Origin of the sequence: Streptomyces sp. G-G2 (assembly GCF_030063135.1) — a bacterium.
Classification (GTDB): domain Bacteria; phylum Actinomycetota; class Actinomycetes; order Streptomycetales; family Streptomycetaceae; genus Streptomyces.
This window is the reverse complement of record NZ_JASISO010000011.1, coordinates 107,567-125,678: the sequence shown is the minus strand read 5'-3', so window position 1 is coordinate 125,678 and position 18,112 is coordinate 107,567. Positions and strand designations below refer to the sequence as shown.

The following is an 18,112-nucleotide window of genomic DNA, read 5'->3' as shown; positions in this document are numbered from 1 at the left end:
TTCGGACGCGTGGGCGCCCGTGGCGACGTACGGTCGAGGCATGCGCATTGTCATCGCGGGTGGACACGGTCAGATCGCGCTGCGGCTGGAGCGCCTGCTCGCCGCGCGCGGGTACGAGGTCGCGGGGATCATCCGCGACCCGGCGCAGGGCGACGATCTACGGGCGGCCGGCGCGGAACCGGTGCTCTGCGACCTGGAGTCGGCGACCGTCGAGCACGTGGCGGGCATCCTGCAGGGCGCCCAGGTCGCGGTGTTCGCGGCCGGGGCGGGTCCGGGCAGTACGGTCGACCGCAAGGACACCGTGGACCGGGCGGCGGCGGTGCTGTTCTCCGACGCGGCCGAACGGGCGCGCGTACCGAGGTTCCTGATGGTGTCTTCGATGGGCGCGGACGCGGACCATCCGGGCGACGGCGTCTTCGACTTCTACCTGCGGGCGAAGGGCGAGGCGGACGCCCACGTACGGACCCGGCTGGGCCTGGAGTGGACGATCCTGCGCCCCGGCGCCCTCATCGACGACGCGGGGACGGGCCTGGTCCGGCTGGAGGCCAGTACGGGCCGCGGGCCGGTCCCCCGCGACGACGTGGCGGCCGTGCTGGCGGAGCTGGTCGAGACCCCGGCGACGGCGGGTCTGACCCTGGAGCTGGTGGCGGGCGCGACCCCGGTCGCGGTGGCGGTCAAGGACGTGGCGGGCAACTGAGGACGGCGACCCGCTGACGGGAACCTCGGACGGGACCTGCGGACGGGAACGTCGGACGGACCGGTACGGATCCGGCCGTCCGCCAGCCGTCCGCCGGCCGTCGGCCCGTCAGTAGTCGGCGCTGACCTCGGCGTCGGAGCGCAGGACCGAGTCCTGCGCGAACTCCTTCCGGTACGCCCGGCGGATCTCCTCGATGCGTACGCCGCGCTCGTCGGCGCCCTTGTCGGGGTAGAGCAGGACCACCTCGTAGCTGGTCTCGTGGACGATCCGTCCGCTCGGTTCGCGCCACTGTCCGTGCCCCGGCTGCACGGTCAGCCCCTCGGGGAAGGCGGGGGTGATCTTCCGGTCGATGAACCGGTCGAACTCCCGCTCCCCGACCGGGGGCGCACCACCGGGGCGCTCGGTGCCGAAGTAGAGCCGGGTCTCGCGGTAGGGCACGCCGGTGTGCCCGTGCAGGGCGGCGCCGACCAGCGCGGGGATCCCGGCGCCGAGGAGTGCGATCAGCACCCCGCCGCCGACCTTGCCACGGGTGTCAGTAGTCCAAGTCACGCGGGTTGAACGACCGGCGGCGCCCGACGATGCGGTCGCTACGCCCTCTGCGCGGCAGCGGTGTGGCGGCGTACGGCTGCGGGGTGTGCGACGCGGGAGGCGGTCTGCGGGCGTCGGCACAACGAGAAGACCCCCGCAGCTGCGTTTCCGCAATTACGGGGGTCTCACGTCGCGTGGCGGCGCCAGGATTCGAACCTGGGTAGGCTAAGCCGACGGATTTACAGTCCGTTCCCATTGGCCACTCGGGCACACCGCCATGGGAGGCTGCCGTTGATTTCCGCCTCGCGGCGGTGCTCTCTGGCAACGACGTAAACGATACCCGATGGACAGGGGTGCTTCGCCACCGGATTGATCTGCGCCGTCGGCGGGTGTGGTGGCTAGGCTTGACGGCGCGGCCGGGGTCTGTCCGGCGCGTGCCCCTGTGGGCCAGCACAGCCGACTTCAAGGAGCCACAGCACATGGCCGACTCCAGTTTCGACATCGTCTCGAAGGTCGAGCGGCAGGAGGTCGACAACGCCCTCAACCAGGCCGCCAAGGAACTCTCGCAGCGCTACGACTTCAAGGGCACCGGCGCCACGATCGCCTGGTCCGGCGAGAAGATCATCATGGAGGCGAACTCCGAGGAGCGCGTCAAGGCGATCCTCGACGTGTTCGAGACCAAGCTGATCAAGCGCGGCATCTCGCTGAAGGCGCTGGACGCCGGTGAGCCGCAGCTGTCCGGCAAGGAGTACAAGATCTTCGCCACGATCGAAGAGGGCATCTCCCAGGAGAACGCCAAGAAGGTCGCGAAGATCATCCGCGACGAGGGCCCCAAGGCCGTCAAGGCCCAGGTCCAGGGCGAGGAACTGCGCGTCACCTCGAAGAGCCGCGACGACCTCCAGGAAGTCCAGACCCTCCTCAAGGGCAAGGACCTGGACTTCGCGATCCAGTTCGTGAACTACCGCTGACCCCAATGGTCGCGGCCACCGAGGGCGCAACGGGACGACTCCCGTTGCGCCCTCGGCCGTTCCCGGCCGGAGCGGGGTCCGGTCCGGGCAGGTGTTCGGGGGTTCGCGCCTGGGGGTGGCGCTCGGCGGGGGTGTGCGCCGCGTGCGTGCGGCGCGTGGACCCGGGGCGGCCTCGGTGGGGACTGGGAGCCGCGGGGTGCGCCCCAGCACGCTGGGGGCATCCATCACCGCGTGGGCAGGGGGTCTCGGATGCCAGGGGACGGCACTTTCCGTGCGGACTTGGGAGCGTCCGTCGTGGTCGCGCTGGTGGCGTTGCCGCTCTGTGCGGGGGTGGCGGTCGCCTCGGGGGTGCCCGCCGAGCTGGGGATCGTCACCGGGGTGGTGGGCGGGCTCGTCACCGGCTGGTTCCGCGGGAGTTCGCTCCAGGTCAGCGGTCCGGCGGCGGGGCTCACCGTGCTGGTCTACGAGGCGGTGCGGGCGTACGGCGTGGCCGCGCTCGGGGTGCTGGTCCTGGCGGCCGGGCTGCTCCAACTCTGCATGGGCGCGCTGCGCCTGGGCCGGTGGTTCCGGGCGGTCTCGGTGGCCGTGGTGCAGGGGATGCTGGCCGGGATCGGGCTCGTACTGATCACCGGGCAGCTCTATGCCGCGGCCGGGGTGGAGGCGCCCGGACCGACCCTGGAGAAGTTCGGGGGGCTGGTGCGGCTGGCGGCGCAGGCGGACTGGGCGGCCGTCGCGCTGGGGGCCGCGACCGTGCTGGTGACGGCGGGCTGGCGGCGAATGCCGGACGCCGTCCGGGTGGTGCCGGGAGCGCTCGTCGCGGTCGTGGCGGCCACCGGGGCCGCGGCGCTGCTGCGGCTGCCGGTGGCACGGATCGAGGTGCGGGGGGTGCTGGACGCCGTAGCGGCGCCGGGCTGGGGCGAGTTCGCCGTACTGGGCTCCGCGGGGGCGGTGGGGACCGTGATCGCCTTCGCGCTCATCGCCTCCGCCGAGACCCTCTTCAGCGCCGCCGCCGTGGACCGCATGCACGACGGCCCGCGCACCGACTACGACCGCGAGCTGATCGCCCAGGGCGCCGGGAACGCGGTGTGCGGGCTGCTCGGCGCGCTCCCGATGACCGCCGTGATCGTGCGCAGCGCGGCCAATGTGGAGGCGGGGGCCCGGACCCGGGCGGCCCGGGTGCTGCACGGGGTCTGGCTGCTGCTGTTCGCCGTGCTGCTGCCGCACGCGCTGGCCGTCGTACCGCTGGCCGCGCTGGCGGGCGTACTCCTGCACGCGGGCTGGAAGCTGCTTCCGGTGCGCGGGGTGGCGGCGCTGTGGCGCTCACACCCCGGGGAGGCGGTGGTGCTGGTGGCGACGGCGGGGGCGGTCGTGGCCACCAACCTCTTCGAGGGGGTGCTGGTGGGGCTGGCGCTCGCGGTGGCCAAGGCGGCGTGGGAGACCTCCAGCATGCAGGTGGAGGAGGTCTGGGAGGGCGAGGTGCTGTGCGTGCGGGTGGCGGGGAACGCGAGCTTCCTGCGGCTGCCCCGGCTGCTCGACGTACTGGACGCGCTGCCCGGGGACCAGCCCGTACGGGTCGACTTGACCGGGGTGCGTCACCTCGACCACGCCTGCATGGCGGCGCTCGACGGGTGGCAGGCGCAGCGGGCCGCCGCCACCGCCGCCGCCGGTTCAGGCCACGGTCACGGGAGCGTCACCGGGACGGGTTAGGGTCCCGCGCGTGACGAACGACGCGGGTGCGGATGCGGGATCAGGTGCGGGTGCGGGTGCGGGTGCGGATGAGGGTGGCGCGGCGGGTGGGCGGCTGGAGCGCCGGCTGGGGGTGACCGACGCGGTCGTCGTCGGGCTGGGGGCGATGGTCGGGGCCGGGATCTTCGCCGCGCTCGCGCCCGCGGCCCGGGCGGCGGGCGGGGCGCTGCTCGGCGCGCTCGGCGTGGCCGCGGTGGTGGCGTACTGCAACGCGCGCTCCTCGGCCCGGCTGGCCGCCCGGTACCCCTCGTCCGGGGGGACGTACGTGTACGGGCGCGAACGGCTCGGACCGTTCTGGGGGTACCTGGCGGGCTGGGGGTTCGTGATCGGCAAGACCGCCTCGTGCGCGGCGATGGCGCTGACCGTGGGCGCCTACCTGTGGCCGGGGCGGGAACACGTGGTGGCCGTCGCGGCGGTGGTGGCGGTGACGGCCGCGGGGTACGGGGGCGTGCGGAAGTCGGCCCGGATCGCCCGGGTGATCGTGGCGGCGGTACTGGCGGTGCTCGCCGGGGTCGTGGCGCTGTGCCTGACCTCCGGCGCGGCCGGCTCGCCGTGGGGCGGCGGGGCGTGGGGGGTCCGGGGGCTGCTGGAAGGGGCCGGGCTGCTCTTCTTCGCGTTCGCGGGGTACGCGCGGATCACCACCCTGGGCGAGGAGGTGCGGGATCCGGAGCGGACCATCCCGCGTGCGGTGCCGGTGGCGCTGGGGATCGCGCTGAGCGTCTACGCGGCGGTGACGGTGGCCGTGCTATCCGTTCTGGGGACGGACGGCCTGGCGGCGTCGGCGGCCCCGCTGTCCGACGCGGTGCGGGCGGCGGGCTGGGGCGGGCTGGCCCCGGTGGTGCGGGCGGGTGCGGTACTGGCGGCCGTGGGGGCACTGCTGGCGCTGGTGCTGGGGGTGTCGCGGACCGTCCTGGCGATGGCCAGGGACGGGCATCTGCCGCGCGCGCTGGCGGCCGTACATCCGCGCCACCGGGTGCCGCACCGGGCGGAGGCCGCCGTGGGTGCGGTGGTGGCGGTGCTGGCCGGGTGCGTGGACCTGCGCGGGGCGATCGGGTTCTCGTCGTTCGGGGTGCTGGCGTACTACGCGATCGCGAACGCCGCCGCCTGGACGCTGGGCGGGCGGGTGCTGGACCGCGCCGTACCGGTGGTGGGACTGGCCGGGTGCGTGGTGCTGGCGTGCGCGCTGCCGCCCGCGTCGGTGGTGGCGGGCGCGGGGGTGCTGGGGCTCGGGGCGCTGCTGTACGGCGTACGGCGGGCCGGCTCGCGGACGCGCTAGCGGGCGGGCTCGCGGTCCTTGGCGCCGCCGGTGTCGGTGCCGGCGGCGGCGCCGGTGCCGGTGCCGGTTCTGGGCGCGCTCCGGTGGGTGCCCGTGGCGGTATGCGTGCCCGTGCCGGTGTCCGTGCCCGTGCCGGTGTCCGTGTCGTGGCCGACGAAGAACGTGGGGCGGCGCTGCACGGCGGTGTAGATGCGCCCGATGTACTCGCCGAGCAGCCCGACGCATATCAGCTGTACGCCGCCGAGGAAGAGCATCACCACGAAGAGCGAGGTCCAGCCGGGGACGGTGTGCCCGACGAACCAGACGACGAAGGTGACGGCCATCATCACGAAGCAGGAGAAGAAGCTGAACACCCCGAGCCACGTCGCCAGGCGCAGCGGGGCGGCGGAGAAATTGGTGATGCTGTCGACCGCGAGCCGGATCATCTTGCTCAGCGGGTACTTGGTCTCCCCCGCCACCCGCTCCTCGCGCTGGTAGCTGACCTGACCGCTGGGGAAGCCCAGCCACGGCACGAGCAGCCGGTACACCTGGTGCTGGTCCGGGAGCGCCTTGAGCGCTTCGACGGCCTCGCGGCTGAGCAGCCGGAAGTCACCGGCCTGGGCGGGGACCTGCTTGCCGACGATGCGGCGCATCAGCCAGTAGTAGAGGCCGGCGGTACGGCGCTTGAAGCCGGAATCGGCGCTCCGGTCGGCGCGGACGCCGTAGACGATGTCGAGGCCTTCGGCGACGGCCAGGTCGAGCATCTCCGGCACCTTCTCCGGCGGGTCCTGGAGGTCGGCGTCGATGCTCGCGACGTACGCGCCCTTGGAGCCGTGCAGCCCGGCGGTCAGGGCGGCCTGGTGGCCGGAGTTGCCGCGCAGGCCGATGACGCGCAGCTCGGGCCAGGTCTCCCGGAACTCCTCCAGCAGCGCGGCGGTGCGGTCGGTGCTGCCGTCGTCGACGGCGATGACCTCGTAGCCGACGCCCGTACCGTCGAGGGCCGGGCGCAGGCGCTCCACGAGGGCCGGGAGGGCTTCCTCTTCGTTGTACATGGGAACGACGACCGAGAGGGTGGTCGGGAAGGGCGCTGCCGACATCGGAAATCCTGTCCAGGGTTTCGACGTGGGGTGCCCTTGGGCGTCAAGAGCGGAACCCCAGTATAAAAGACCGGCCCGCACCCCGTTCGGGAGCTCGCTACGGACGCTCGTACGGGCGCTCGTCGCGGACGCTCGTTACGGGATCGGCGCGGGCGCCCGTACGGGGATCAGCCCGTACCGGGATCAGCCCGTACGGGCATCGGCTCCGGCGCCCCTGGGGGCGTCAGCGCGAGGCGAAGGGCGCGTCCGTCGGGACGATCTCGCGGCCCAGCGGGAGCAGCGCGAGCGGGACCATCTTGAAGTTGGCGATGCCGAACGGGATCCCGATGATCGTGACGCACAGCGCCAGGCCGGTGACGATGTGGCCGAGGGCCAGCCACCAGCCCGCGAGGACCAGCCACAGGACGTTGCCGACGCAGGACGGGGCGCCCGCGTCGCGGCGCTCGACCGTGGTGTAGCCGAAGGGCCACAGGGCGTAGACCGCGATCCGGAAGGCCGCTATGCCGAACGGGATGCCGATGATCGTGACGCAAAGGATCAGGCCCGCCAAGGCGTAGCCCACGCAGAGCCAGAAGCCGCTCAACACGAGCCAGATGATGTTCAGGATGGTTTTCACTGCTGACGGCCTGCCATCTGTTCGAGCCGGGCGATGCGCTCGGCCATCGGGGGGTGGGTCGAGAACATTCTGGACATTCCTTCGCCCGGACGGAAGGGATTCGCGATCATCATGTGGCTCGCGGTCTCCAGGCGGGGCTCGGGGGGCAGCGGGAGCTGTTTGGTCCCGGCGTCGAGCTTGCGCAGCGCGCTGGCGAGGGCCAGCGGGTCGCCGGTGAGCTGGGCTCCGGAGGCGTCCGCCTCGTACTCGCGGGAGCGGCTGATGGCCAGCTGGATCACGGACGCGGCGACCGGACCGAGGATCATGATCAGCAGCATGCCGAAGATGCCCGGGCCCTCGTTGTCGTTGGAGCGGCCGACCGGGATCAGCCAGGCGAAGTTCACCAGGAACATGATCACGGAGGCGAGGGCTCCGGCGACCGAGGAGATGAGGATGTCCCGGTTGTAGACGTGGCTCAGCTCGTGCCCGATGACCCCGCGCAGCTCGCGTTCGTCGAGGATGCGCAGGATGCCTTCGGTGCAGCACACGGCGGCGTTGCGCGGGTTGCGGCCGGTGGCGAAGGCGTTGGGGGCCTCGGTCGGGGAGATGTACAGGCGGGGCATCGGCTGGCGCGCGGAGGTCGAGAGCTCGCGGACCATCCGGTACAGCTCGGGGGCCTCGAACTCGCTGACGGGGCGGGCGCGCATCGCGCGCAGAGCCAGCTTGTCGCTGTTCCAGTACGCGTACGCGTTCGTCCCGAGGGCGACGAGCACGGCCACGACGAGGCCGGTCCGGCCGAAGAGGCTGCCGATGACGATGATGAGTGCCGACAGTCCGCCGAGGAGTACGGCGGTCTTCAGCCCGTTGTGTCGGCGGTGCACGGTGCGCCCTCCAAGTGGTGCGGCAGGGGGAACCCGTCCGGGATCGGTGGATCGTGGGCCTGCGGATCGCGGGTCCGCGGATCGCGGGTCGGCGGATCCAGGTCGGGGGGCCGCGGATCCGGGGTCCGCGGGTCCGGGGGTCCGCGGGTCGGAGGGTCCGGGGGTCGGAGGGTCTCCGGTCCAGTGGACCCTCCCTTCCTGGTCAACGCCAGGCGGGGGCGACGGGTTCCCGCCCCGTCCCGGACGGCGGCCCGGGCGGGGACGCGGGGGCGGTGTCCCGGGGGCCGGGGGGGGCGGCGCCGCGGGGCGGCCCGGGGGCGGCCGGGAGGCCGCGGGGCCGGGCCTCGGGGCGGGTGTTACTCCGTACGGGTTACTTCGGGAACAGGCCGGTGGACGCGAAACGTAGTACCAGCTGAGGGGCGCCGGACAACACAAGAGCGACGACAGCGGTGATGACGATGGCCGCCATGACGGGCAGCGGGGCCTTGGGGCGGGATGCCACCGGGGCGGCCGCGGCGTCCGCGCCCTCGACCGGGGTCGGGGTGCGGAAGAGCAGCGCCGTCCACTGGAGGTAGTAGAAGAGCGCCACGACCACGTTGACCGCCATGACGACCGCGAGCCAACCCAGCCCGGCGTCGACGGCCGAGCGGAAGACGGTGACCTTGGCGAAGAGACCGATGATGCCCGGGGGCAGGCCCGCCAGGCAGAGCAGGAAGAAGGCCAGCGACAGGGCGGCGAAGGGCCGCGTCGCGTACAGACCGCGGAAGTCGTCGATCCGGCCGCGCGGACTCGTACGGGCCACCAGGGCGACGACGGCGAAGGCGCCCAGGTTCACCGCGGCGTACATGAGGGCGTAGGCGACCGTGGCGCCGATCTGGTCCCGGCCCGCGTAGGCGGCGGCCGCGATCGGGACCAGCAGGTAACCGGCCTGGCCGACGGAGGACCAGGCGAGGAGGCGGACCGCGCCGTGGGCACGGTCCTTGGCCTGGCGCAGCGCGGCGGCGTTGCCCAGGGTCATGGTGAGCGCGGCCAGCACGGCGAGGGCCGGGCCCCAGACGTCGGAGTACGCCGGGAAGGCGATCACGGTGACGAGGATGAGGCCGGTGAAGCCGACCGCCTTGCCGATGACGGACAGGTAGGCGGCGATGGGCAGCGGGGCGCCGACGTAGGTGTCGGGGACCCAGAAGTGGAAGGGGACGGCGGCCGTCTTGAAGGCGAAGCCGACGAGGGTGAGCGCGACGCCCGCCATGGCCAGGGTGTCGAGTTGCGCGGGGACGTCCTGGAGGCCTTCGGCCACCCGGGTCAGGTGCAGGCTGCCCGTGGCGGCGTAGACGAAGCTGACGCCGAGCAGGGAGACGGCGGTGGCCGTCACCGAGGACAGGAAGAACTTGAGGGCGGCCTCGGAGGAGAGCCGGTCGCCCCGGCGCAGGCCCACCAGGGCGAAGGCGGGCAGCGAGGCGACTTCGAGGGCGACGATGAGGGTCGCGAGGTCGCGTGCGGCGGGCAGCAGCGCGGCTCCCGCGGCGGAGGACAGCAGCAGGAACCAGAACTCCCCGGCCGGGAGCCTGCTCTCCTCGACGGCGGTGACCGACAGCAGGGCCGTGACCAGGGCGCCGCCCAGCACCAGGAACTGCACGACCAGCGCGAAGTGGTCGACGGTGTAGCTGCAGGCGCCCGCGTCGCCGGTGAGGCAGAAGGTGGCGCGGTCCCCGGCGCGCAGCGGCAGCAGCGCGAGGGTGGCGACGGCGAGGCCCGCGACGGCGGTCCAGCCGAGCAGGGGCTTCTTCCGCTCGGGTACGAAGAGGTCGGCGACCAGGATGACCAGGCCGACGGCGGCTGTGATGACCACGGGCGCGATCGCGAGCCAGTCGACGGACTGGACCAGAGCGGCCGCGCCCGGCTGCGGGGCGGCGGCGGACGCGGCGGACGCGGCGGCCGCGTACAGGGCCGTCATGAGTTGCCTCCTGCGAGGAGCTTCTGGACGGCCGGGTCGGTGAGGCCGAGGAGGACCGCGGGCCAGAGGCCGGCGAGGACGGTGAGGGCGGCGAGCGGGGTCCAGGCGGCGAACTCGTAGCCCTGGATGTCGGCGACGGCCAGGGGGGCCTGGTCGGCGGGGCGGGCCTGCGGGTCGCCCATGCAGATGCGCCGTACGACGACCAGCATGTAGGCGGCGGTGAGCAGGGTGCCGAAGGCGCCGATCGCCATGAAGGTGAGGAAGGCGGGCCGGGACAGCCCCGCGGCCGGGTCGAAGGCGCCGAACAGGGTCAGCATCTCGCCCCAGAACCCCGCGAGTCCGGGCAGCCCGAGGGAGGCCACGGCGGCGAAGGCCAGGAGCGCGCCGAAGCGGGGGGCGCGGCCGTAGAGGGCCGCGCCGGTGGCCCCGGCGAGGGTGTCGAGGTCGCTGGTGCCGTAGCGGTCCTTGAGCGCGCCGACGAGGAAGAAGAGGAGGCCGGTGATCAGGCCGTGGGCGATGTTGGCGAAGAGCGCGCCGTTGACTCCGGTGGGCGTCATCGTCGCGATGCCGAGGAGGACGAAGCCCATGTGGCCGACGGAGGAGTAGGCGATCAGGCGCTTGAGGTCGCCCTTGGCGCCCTTGCGGGCCAGCGCGAGGCAGGCGAGGGATCCGTAGACGATCCCGACGACGGCGAAGGCGGCCAGGTAGGGGGCGAAGGCGTGCATGCCGTCGGGGGCGACGGGGAGCAGGATGCGGACGAACCCGTAGGTGCCCATCTTCAGCATGACGCCCGCGAGCAGCACGGAGCCGACGGTCGGGGCGGCGGTGTGGGCGTCCGGGAGCCAGCTGTGCAGCGGCCACATCGGGGTCTTCACGGCGAGGCCGGTGCCGATGGTGAGGACGGCGATCAGCTGCGTGGTGCCGCTCAGTCCGCGGCCGTTGTCGGAGGCGAGTGCCACCATGTCGAAGGTGCCGCTCTTGATCCCGATCAGCAGCAGGCCGAGGAGCATGACCACGGAGCCGAGCAGCGTGAAGAGGATGAACTTCCAGGCGGCGGCCTGCCGCTGGGCACCGCCCCAGCGGGCGATGAGGAAGTACATCGGGATGAGGACCATCTCGAAGGCGAGGAAGAAGAGCAGCAGGTCGAGGACGGCGAAGGTGGCGAGGGTGCCGGACTCCAGGACGAGCAGGAGGGCGACGAAGGCCTTCGGGGCGGGGCCCGCGGGGAGCTTGAAGTAGCTGTAGAGCGCGCAGAGGAAGAACAGCAGCGCGGTCATCAGGACGAGGGGGAGCGAGATGCCGTCGATGCCGAGGTGGATCCGGACGTTGAGGGCCTGGATCCAGCTGATGTCCGTCGTCGCCTGGAAGCGGGACGGGGCGTCGTGGTCGAAGCCCAGGGTGAGGGCGATCGCCGCGGCGAGGATCACGCCGGTCACGGTCACGCCGTGGCGCAGCACGGCCTGGTCGGCGCCGCGGCCCTTGAGCCCGGGCGGGGCCGGGAGCAGGGCGGCCACGGCGCCGAGGAGCGGTGCGGCCACGATGAACGCCAGAAGGAACTGCATCACGGATGCGCTGATATCAATCACGGCTGACTCACGGCTCACGATCCGGCGTTGACGTTGGCGAGGACGGCGGTGGCGAGCGCCAGGACCACGGCACCGGCGAGCAGGGCGCTCAGATAGGTCTGCACGTTGCCGGTCTGGGCGCGGCGTACGAGGGTGCCGAGCAGCCGGGGGGCGCTGCCCGCGCCCCGGACGTAGGTGTCGACGACCTCGCGGTCCAGGAAGCGGACGAGGCTCGCGGCGCCCCGGACGGGGCGGACGAAAAGCGCGTCGTAGAGGGCGTCCAGGTGGAATCCGGCGGCCGCGTGCCGGTGCAGGGGGCCCAGCAGGGCCTTGCCGGGGTCGGGCGCGGGGGTGGCCGGGACGGCGGGGTGGTCGTGGGTGACCGCGGCGACCTCGGGCGTCTCGGCGGCGGACTCCGCGGCGAGGGCCGACGCGGGTACGCCCGGCAGACGGGCGCCCGTGGCGGCCTTGGCCTCGGCCCGCTGCCACAGCGCGAAGGTGAGCAGCGCGCCGATGACGGCCGCGCCCGTGCCCATCACCACGGTGAGGACGGTCGGCCGCAGTTCACCGCCGTCGAACCAGTCGGGGAGGGTGCTGGCGGCCAGCCCGAAGCCGACCGAGGGGATCGCGAGCAGCCACAGCACGCCGGTCATGGTGATCGGGTCCTTGCCGTGGTCGGGGGCCGCGACGCCCCGGCCGCGGAAGGCCAGCAGCCACAGCCGGGTGGCGTAGGCGGCGGTGAGCAGGGCCGTGAGCACGCCCGCGACCAGGACGAGCCAGCCCGCGGCCGTCGGGGCGAGCTCGGAGTGTCCGGTGGCCGCGTGCTCGGCGGCGACCAGCACGGTCTCCTTGGAGAAGAACCCGGCGAAGGGCGGGACGGCGGCGAGCGCGAGGAGCGCGATCGTCATCGTCCAGAAGGCGTCCGGGATGCGCCTGGCCAGGCCGTCCATCCGGGCCATGGCGGCCAGGGAGTTCGTACCGGCGGCGTGGATGACCACGCCCGCGCCGAGGAACAGCAGCGCCTTGAAGGCGCCGTGGGACAGGAGGTGGAAGACGGCGGCCCCGCGGTCGCCCACGGCCAGGGCCCCGGTCATGTAGCCGAGCTGGCCGATCGTGGAGTAGGCGAGGACCCGCTTGATGTCGTCCTGCGCGAGGGCGGCGAGGGCGGAGCCGACCATCGTCACGGCCGCCATGACGGCCATGACCACCAGCGCGGCCCCGGAGGCCGTGAAGACGGGCAGGAGGCGCGCGATGAAGTAGACACCGGCGGCGACCATCGTCGCGGCGTGGATCAGCGCGGAGACCGGGGTGGGGCCCGCCATGGCGTCGGGGAGCCAGGTGTGCAGCGGGAACTGCGCGGACTTGCCCGCGACTCCGGCGAGCAGGAGCAGGGCGATCAGGGTCGGGTGGTCGAGTCCGCCCGCCGTGACGGCTCCGAGGATCTTGGTGATCCGGAAGGAGCCCGCGTCGGCGGCGAGCGCGAACAGGCCGATCAGGAAGGGCACGTCACCGAGCTTGGTGACGAGGAAGGCCTTGAGGGAGGCGGCCCGGGCGGCCTCGGTCTCCCAGTAGTGGCCGACCAGGAAGTACGAGCAGATGCCCATGACCTCCCAGCCCACCAGCAGCACCATCAGGTCGCCGGAGTAGACGACGAGCAGCATGGCGGAGGTGAAGAGGGAGACGAGGGAGGCGTAGGAGGCGTAGCGCGGGTCCTCGCGCAGGTACGCCGTCGAGAAGAGCTGGACGCAGGTCGCGACGACGCCGACGAGTACGGCCGCCAGGACGGCGAAGCCGTCCAGGTGGATCGCCAGTTCGATGGGCACGGAGCCGGTCGGGGTCAGTTCCGTCGCGGCGTCGATGGCGCGCCCGCCGCCGTGGCGGACGGCGACCAGGACGGCCAGTACGGCGGCGGCCAGCGCGGGCAGCACGGCCAGCGGGCGGACGAATCCGGGGGCCCTGCGGCCGAGGAGCAGTCCGGCCAGCGCGCCCAGGAAGGGCAGCGCGGGGACGAGGACGGCGAGGGTCGTGGTGCTCACGCGGTGACCTCGCTCGGGTTGCTCGGGTATCCGGGGTTGTTCGGGTTCTGGCCGTGGCCGCTGCCGGCACCGGTCGGCTCGGCGGTGTCGCGGAGCTTGTCGACGTCCGAGGTGCCGCGGTTGCGGTAGACCATCAGCACGATGGCCAGGCCGATGCCGATCTCGGCGGCGGCGACGGCGATCGTGAAGAGGGTGAGGGCCTGTCCGGCGTGCAGGGTGTCGCGCAGCCAGACGTCGAAGGCCACCAGGTTGAGGTTGACGGCGTTGAGCATCAGCTCGACGGACATCAGGACCAGGATGGCGTTGCGGCGGGCCAGTACCCCGTACAGGCCGGTGCAGAAGAGGAGCGCCGCCAGTACGGCGGGATAGGCGAGGTGCATCAGCGCTGCCGCTCCTTGTCTTCGCTGCCGTCGGCGGCCGGGTCGGACTTGCGGGACAGCACGATCGCGCCGACCAGGGCGGCCAGCAGGAGGACCGACAGCGCCTCGAAGGGCAGCACCCAGTGCTGGAAGAGGAACTCGCCGGACACCTTGGTGGAGCCCTGGGAGGGGCCGTCGAGGTCGATCCAGGTGGTGCGGAAGGCGTCGACGACGACCCAGACGAGGGAGGCGGCGGCGGCTACCGCCACGGCCAGCGCGACCCAGCGGTTGCCGGAGTCGGCGTCCGGGGAGCGGCCGATGGGGGCCTTGGTGAGCATCAGCCCGAAGAGGAGGAGGACGACCACGGAACCGACGTAGATCAGGACCTGGACCCAGGCGATGAACTCGGCGGTCAGCAGCAGGTACTCGACGGCGATCCCGCCGAGGGCGACGACCAGCCAGAGGGCGGCGTGCACCAGCTGCTTGGTGGTGACCGTGATGAGCGCGGCGCCGAGGGTGGCGACGGCGACGAGTACGAAGGCGATCTCGACCCCGGTCGGGGAGAGGAACCCGGGTCCCGCCGTGGCGGCGGCCAGGGTGGCGGCGGGGCTCACGCGTCTGCCTCCGGGGTGGTCTCGGGCGGGGTCTCGGGCGCGGCCTCGGGCTCAGCGGCTCCGGCGGCAGCGGCCTCGACAGCCGCCGCGGCCTCGGCCTTCTCCACGGCCTTGCGGGCGGCGGCGAGCTCCTTGGGCTCCTCGGCGGCCGGGTCGAGCGCGGGCGGGGCCGGGACGGTCCACATCCACTCGCGCAGCTTGTCGCGCTCGTGGGTGAGTTCGAGGATGTCCGTCTCCGCGTACTCGAACTCCGGCGACCAGAAGAGGGCGTCGAAGGGGCACACCTCGATGCAGATGCCGCAGTACATGCAGAGGGAGAAGTCGATGGCGAAGCGGTCGAGGACGTTGCGGCTGCGCTCGCGCCCGCCGGGGGCGGTCGCCGGGACCGTCTCCTTGTGCGAGTCGATGTAGATGCACCAGTCGGGGCACTCGCGCGCGCACAGCATGCAGACCGTGCAGTTCTCCTCGAACAGCGCGATGACCCCGCGCGAGCGCGGCGGCAGTTCGGGCTGGGCCTCGGGGTACTGGGCCGTGTGCGAGCGCTTCACCATCGTGCGCAGCGTCACGGCGAGACCCTTGGCGAGGCCGGATCCTGGGACGGGGGGCATTAGCTGATCGCCACCTTCACGATGCCGGTGAGCGCGATCTGGGCGAGCGCGAGGGGAATGAGTACGGTCCAGGCGAGCTTCTGGAGCTGGTCCTCGCGCAGCCGCGGGTAGGTGACGCGCAGCCAGATCACCACGAACGACAGTGCGGCGATCTTAAGCAGGGTCCAGACCCAGCCGAGGCCGTCACCGCCGAAGGGGCCGTGCCAGCCGCCGAGGAAGAGGACGGTGGTCAGGGCGCTCAGCACGAGGATGCCCGCGTACTCGGAGAGCAGGAACAGCGCGAAGCGCAGGCCGGTGTACTCCGTGTACGCGCCGAAGATGATCTCGGAGTCGGCGACGGGCATGTCGAACGGGGGGCGCTGGAGTTCGGCGAGCCCCGCCACGAAGAAGACCACGGCCCCGACGATCTGCCAGGGCAGCCACCACCATGCGAAGGCCGCGGCGATGCCGGTCAGAGACACGGTCCCGGCGGCCATCGCGACGGAGGCGGCGGCGAGCAGCATGGGCAGCTCGTACGCGAGCAGCTGGGCGGCCGTGCGCAGGCCGCCGAGCAGGGAGAACTTGTTGGCGGAGGCCCAGCCCGCCATGAGGCTGCCGAGTACGCCGACGCCCATGACGGCGAGCGCGAAGAAGATCCCCGCGTCGACCACCTGGCCGACCGCGCCGTCACCGGGGCCGACGGGGATGACGACGAGGACGAGGAGGTAGGGCAGCAGCGCGACGGCGGGGGCGAGCTGGAAGATGCGCCGGTCGGCGTTGGCCGGTACGACGTCCTCCTTCTGTACGAACTTCACGCCGTCGGCGACGAGCTGGGCCCAGCCGTGGAAGCCGCCCGCGTACATGGGGCCGAGGCGGCCCTGCATGTGGGCCATCACCTTGTGTTCGGCCTGCCCGATGACGAGGGGCAGGACGAGGAAGGCGACGAAGACGACGATCAGTCGCAGGGCGACGTCGAGTACGTCGTTCACGCGGAGCCTCCTGGTTCCGGCGCCGGGCGGGTGGGGTCCTGGTCCGGGTCGGCCGGGTCGCCTGCCGGGTCGCCTGCGGCGGGCTTCGGGGTGGCCTGGGGCGCCGGTTCGGCCGGTTCGGGCGCCGGGGCCGCCGGGGCCGCCGGTTCAGCCGGGGCCGCCGGGGCCGCCGGTTCAGCCGGGGCCGCCGGGGCCGCCGGGGCCGCCGGTTCAGCCGGGGCCGCCGGGGCCGCCGGTTCAGCCGGGGCCGCCGGGGCCGCCGGGGCCGCCGGTTCAGTCGGGGCCGCCGGTTCAGCCGGGGCGGCCGCCGGGGGCGGGTCGAAGGCGGGCTTCGGGTCGTGCCAGGGGGCGTCCGGGGTGGTCGGTGCGGCCCGGCGGGCCGGGGGCGCGGGAGCGGCCGGGGCGGCCGTGCCTGCCGTGGGCGCCGGGGGCGGGGTCTGGGTGGCCGGGCCGTCCGTTGCCGGGCGGGTGCGGCGGGGCGGGCGCGCGGCGGCGTCGTCCGGGGTCCGCGGGGCGTCCGGGGCGGCGGCCTGGGTGGCCGAGCCGTCGGCCACCGAGCGGGCGCGGCGGACCGGGGCGCCCTCGCGCGGGGTGCGGGCCGGGGCGGCGGCGCCCGCCGCGCGCGGGGGGCGCGCCGGGCGGGTGGGGGCCGGGGGGAGCTGGCCCTTGAGGGGGCCCCACTCGTTCGGGTCCGGGACGCCCGGGGGCAGCATCTGGCGCCGCTTCGGCCCGTCCGGGTCCGCGCCCTCGCCCGGCTCCTTGGCCCCGGGCCAGGCCTTGGCGACCCGCGCCGCCAGGACGAAGTCCTTGCGCAGCGGGTGGCCCTCGAAGTTCTCGGGGAGCAGCAGCGGGATCAGGTTCGGGTGGTCGGTGAAGTCCACGCCGAACATCTCGAACGTCTCGCGCTCGTGCCACGCCGCTCCCGCGTACACCGCGACCGCGGACGGCAGGGACGGCGCCGTGTGCGGGACCGTGGTGCGCAGCAGCAGGCGGCGTACGCGGTGGTTCTCCAGCGCCACGACGTGCGCGCAGATCCGGAAGCCGGTGCCCGGCTCGTCGACCGCGCTCAGCCAGTCGAAGTACGTACAGCCCAGCTTGTCGCGCGCGATCTCCAACGCCGGGATCCAGCTGCCGACGGGCACGTCGACCGTCAGGACGTCGTACGCGTACGAGCCGAGGGCCTCTTCGCCGAAGATCTGCGGGGCCCCGTCGGGGAGGGATTCGTACAGGTTCATGCGCGGGTCTCCCCCACCGGCGGGGGCGTGACCAGGCCGCTCGTCAGCTGGGCCACCGACGGGCCCTGCGCGTACCGCTCCGCGAGCGACTCGCGAGCGATCTTCTCCTGGAGCTTGAGGATGCCCTGGAGGAGCGCCTCGGGGCGGGGCGGGCAGCCGGGTACGTAGACGTCGACCGGAATGATCTGGTCCACGCCCTTGGTGACCGAGTACGAGTCCCAGTACGGGCCGCCGCAGTTCGAGCACGCGCCGAAGGAGATGACGTACTTCGGCTCCGGCATCTGCTCGTAGAGCCGCTTGACGGCCGGGGCCATCTTGTCCGTCACCGTGCCCGAGACGATCATCAGGTCGGCCTGGCGCGGGCCGGGCGCGAAGGGGATCACGCCGAGCCGGATGAAGTCGTGCCGCGCCATGGACGCGGCGATGAATTCGATCGCGCAGCAGGCGAGCCCGAAGTTGAAGACCCACAGGCTGTAGCGGCGGCCCCAGTTCAGGACCACCTTCATCGGCTCGGGGGCCAGGCGGGAGAGCACGCCCAGCCGCTTCGGCTCCGGCAGCAGCTCCGGGGTCGCCCCGGGTGTCACGTCCATTCGAGGACGCCCTTCTTGTACGCGTAGAGCAGGCCGACGGCCAGGAAGCCCAGGAAGACGAACATCTCCACGAGCGTGGTGGCGCCGTAACCGGCAGCGGCGAACACGGTCGCCCAGGGGAAGAGGAAGATCGAGTCGACGGCGAAGATGACGTAGAGGAACGCGTAGACGTAGTAGCGGACCTGGGTGTGCGCCCAGCCTTCGCCGACGGGGTCCACACCGCACTCGTACGTCAGCAGCTTTTCCCGGGTCGGCACCGAGGGACGCAGCAGCCGGCCCGCGCCGAAGGCGACGGCCACGAAGAGCACACCGAGGACGGCGAGCAGCCCGACGACCGAATAACTCCGGAAATAGTCGGCCGCGAGCACGGATACGGTCGTTGACACCGCTGGTTCGGGCACGTGCGCTCCTCGCTC

General features: G+C 73.1%; 18 protein-coding genes and 1 tRNA gene. 4 read left to right on the top strand and 15 right to left on the bottom strand.

Annotated elements, in window-relative coordinates; translation table 11 throughout:
- Nucleotides 1-40: 40 nt before the first annotated feature.
- A complete protein-coding gene (locus QMF80_RS11830; RefSeq protein WP_283452348.1) occupies nucleotides 41-697 on the top strand; it encodes an SDR family oxidoreductase in 657 nt (218 codons plus the stop codon).
- Between the two features lie 108 nt (nucleotides 698-805).
- On the opposite strand, the gene QMF80_RS11825 is transcribed toward QMF80_RS11830, so the two are convergent.
- Together QMF80_RS11825 and QMF80_RS11820 are read right to left on the bottom strand one after the other, a co-directional pair.
- Complete coding sequence (locus tag QMF80_RS11825; RefSeq protein WP_283452346.1) at nucleotides 806-1,246, bottom strand: DUF3574 domain-containing protein; 441 nt, start codon at nucleotides 1,244-1,246, stop codon at nucleotides 806-808.
- A gap of 174 nt (nucleotides 1,247-1,420) precedes the next feature.
- Nucleotides 1,421-1,502 (bottom strand) — tRNA-Tyr (locus QMF80_RS11820).
- 202 nt (nucleotides 1,503-1,704) lie between these two features.
- Here QMF80_RS11820 and QMF80_RS11815 point away from each other — a divergent pair.
- The 3 genes from QMF80_RS11815 to QMF80_RS11805 all read left to right on the top strand — a co-directional run bounded on the left by QMF80_RS11815 (nucleotide 1,705) and on the right by QMF80_RS11805 (nucleotide 5,215).
- Nucleotides 1,705-2,193: a YajQ family cyclic di-GMP-binding protein gene (locus tag QMF80_RS11815; protein WP_283452344.1), complete on the top strand. Its 489-nt coding sequence runs from the start codon at nucleotides 1,705-1,707 to the stop codon at nucleotides 2,191-2,193.
- A 249-nt stretch (nucleotides 2,194-2,442) separates the two neighbouring features.
- On the top strand, nucleotides 2,443-3,900 hold the full coding sequence (locus tag QMF80_RS11810) for a SulP family inorganic anion transporter (protein WP_283452342.1): 1,458 nt from the start codon (nucleotides 2,443-2,445) through the stop codon (nucleotides 3,898-3,900).
- Nucleotides 3,901-3,994: 94 nt separating this feature from the next.
- Nucleotides 3,995-5,215: an APC family permease gene (locus QMF80_RS11805; RefSeq protein ID WP_283452449.1), complete on the top strand. Its 1,221-nt coding sequence runs from the start codon at nucleotides 3,995-3,997 to the stop codon at nucleotides 5,213-5,215.
- On the opposite strand, the gene QMF80_RS11800 is transcribed toward QMF80_RS11805, so the two are convergent.
- The 13 genes from QMF80_RS11800 to QMF80_RS11740 all read right to left on the bottom strand — a co-directional run bounded on the left by QMF80_RS11800 (nucleotide 5,212) and on the right by QMF80_RS11740 (nucleotide 18,097).
- Nucleotides 5,212-6,291, bottom strand: coding sequence for a glycosyltransferase (locus QMF80_RS11800; protein WP_283452340.1), 1,080 nt, complete (start codon nucleotides 6,289-6,291; stop codon nucleotides 5,212-5,214). The two genes, QMF80_RS11805 and QMF80_RS11800, sit on opposite strands and share 4 nt — an antisense overlap.
- A gap of 223 nt (nucleotides 6,292-6,514) precedes the next feature.
- The gene (locus QMF80_RS11795) at nucleotides 6,515-6,907 is read right to left on the bottom strand and encodes a YccF domain-containing protein (protein WP_283452338.1); all 393 of its coding nucleotides are present in this window, start codon (nucleotides 6,905-6,907) and stop codon (nucleotides 6,515-6,517) included.
- Nucleotides 6,904-7,767 (bottom strand): zinc metalloprotease HtpX, encoded by an 864-nt coding sequence (htpX, locus tag QMF80_RS11790; protein WP_283452336.1) that lies wholly within the window; start codon nucleotides 7,765-7,767, stop codon nucleotides 6,904-6,906. The genes QMF80_RS11795 and htpX overlap by 4 nt, the downstream gene beginning before the upstream one ends.
- A gap of 370 nt (nucleotides 7,768-8,137) precedes the next feature.
- Nucleotides 8,138-9,721, bottom strand: coding sequence for an NADH-quinone oxidoreductase subunit N (locus QMF80_RS11785; protein ID WP_283452334.1), 1,584 nt, complete (start codon nucleotides 9,719-9,721; stop codon nucleotides 8,138-8,140).
- On the bottom strand, nucleotides 9,718-11,283 hold the full coding sequence (locus QMF80_RS11780; protein ID WP_283452448.1) for a complex I subunit 4 family protein: 1,566 nt from the start codon (nucleotides 11,281-11,283) through the stop codon (nucleotides 9,718-9,720). Before QMF80_RS11780 ends, QMF80_RS11785 begins: the two co-directional genes overlap by 4 nt.
- A gap of 38 nt (nucleotides 11,284-11,321) precedes the next feature.
- Nucleotides 11,322-13,322: an NADH-quinone oxidoreductase subunit 5 family protein gene (locus tag QMF80_RS11775; RefSeq protein ID WP_283452332.1), complete on the bottom strand. Its 2,001-nt coding sequence runs from the start codon at nucleotides 13,320-13,322 to the stop codon at nucleotides 11,322-11,324.
- Nucleotides 13,319-13,702: an NADH-quinone oxidoreductase subunit NuoK gene (gene nuoK / locus QMF80_RS11770; protein ID WP_283452330.1), complete on the bottom strand. Its 384-nt coding sequence runs from the start codon at nucleotides 13,700-13,702 to the stop codon at nucleotides 13,319-13,321. Before nuoK ends, QMF80_RS11775 begins: the two co-directional genes overlap by 4 nt.
- Nucleotides 13,702-14,295 (bottom strand): NADH-quinone oxidoreductase subunit J family protein, encoded by a 594-nt coding sequence (locus tag QMF80_RS11765; RefSeq protein ID WP_283452328.1) that lies wholly within the window; start codon nucleotides 14,293-14,295, stop codon nucleotides 13,702-13,704. Before QMF80_RS11765 ends, nuoK begins: the two co-directional genes overlap by 1 nt.
- Entirely contained in the window at nucleotides 14,292-14,903 is a 612-nt protein-coding gene (locus QMF80_RS11760) for a NuoI/complex I 23 kDa subunit family protein (protein ID WP_283452326.1), read from the bottom strand. Before QMF80_RS11760 ends, QMF80_RS11765 begins: the two co-directional genes overlap by 4 nt.
- Nucleotides 14,903-15,871: a complex I subunit 1/NuoH family protein gene (locus QMF80_RS11755; protein WP_283452323.1), complete on the bottom strand. Its 969-nt coding sequence runs from the start codon at nucleotides 15,869-15,871 to the stop codon at nucleotides 14,903-14,905. The genes QMF80_RS11760 and QMF80_RS11755 overlap by 1 nt, the downstream gene beginning before the upstream one ends.
- Entirely contained in the window at nucleotides 15,868-17,106 is a 1,239-nt protein-coding gene (locus QMF80_RS11750; protein WP_283452321.1) for an NADH-quinone oxidoreductase subunit C, read from the bottom strand. Before QMF80_RS11750 ends, QMF80_RS11755 begins: the two co-directional genes overlap by 4 nt.
- Nucleotides 17,103-17,696: an NADH-quinone oxidoreductase subunit B gene (locus QMF80_RS11745; RefSeq protein ID WP_283452318.1), complete on the bottom strand. Its 594-nt coding sequence runs from the start codon at nucleotides 17,694-17,696 to the stop codon at nucleotides 17,103-17,105. The genes QMF80_RS11750 and QMF80_RS11745 overlap by 4 nt, the downstream gene beginning before the upstream one ends.
- A complete protein-coding gene (locus QMF80_RS11740) occupies nucleotides 17,687-18,097 on the bottom strand; it encodes an NADH-quinone oxidoreductase subunit A (RefSeq protein WP_283452316.1) in 411 nt (136 codons plus the stop codon). Before QMF80_RS11740 ends, QMF80_RS11745 begins: the two co-directional genes overlap by 10 nt.
- Between the last annotated feature and the right edge of the window lie 15 nt (nucleotides 18,098-18,112).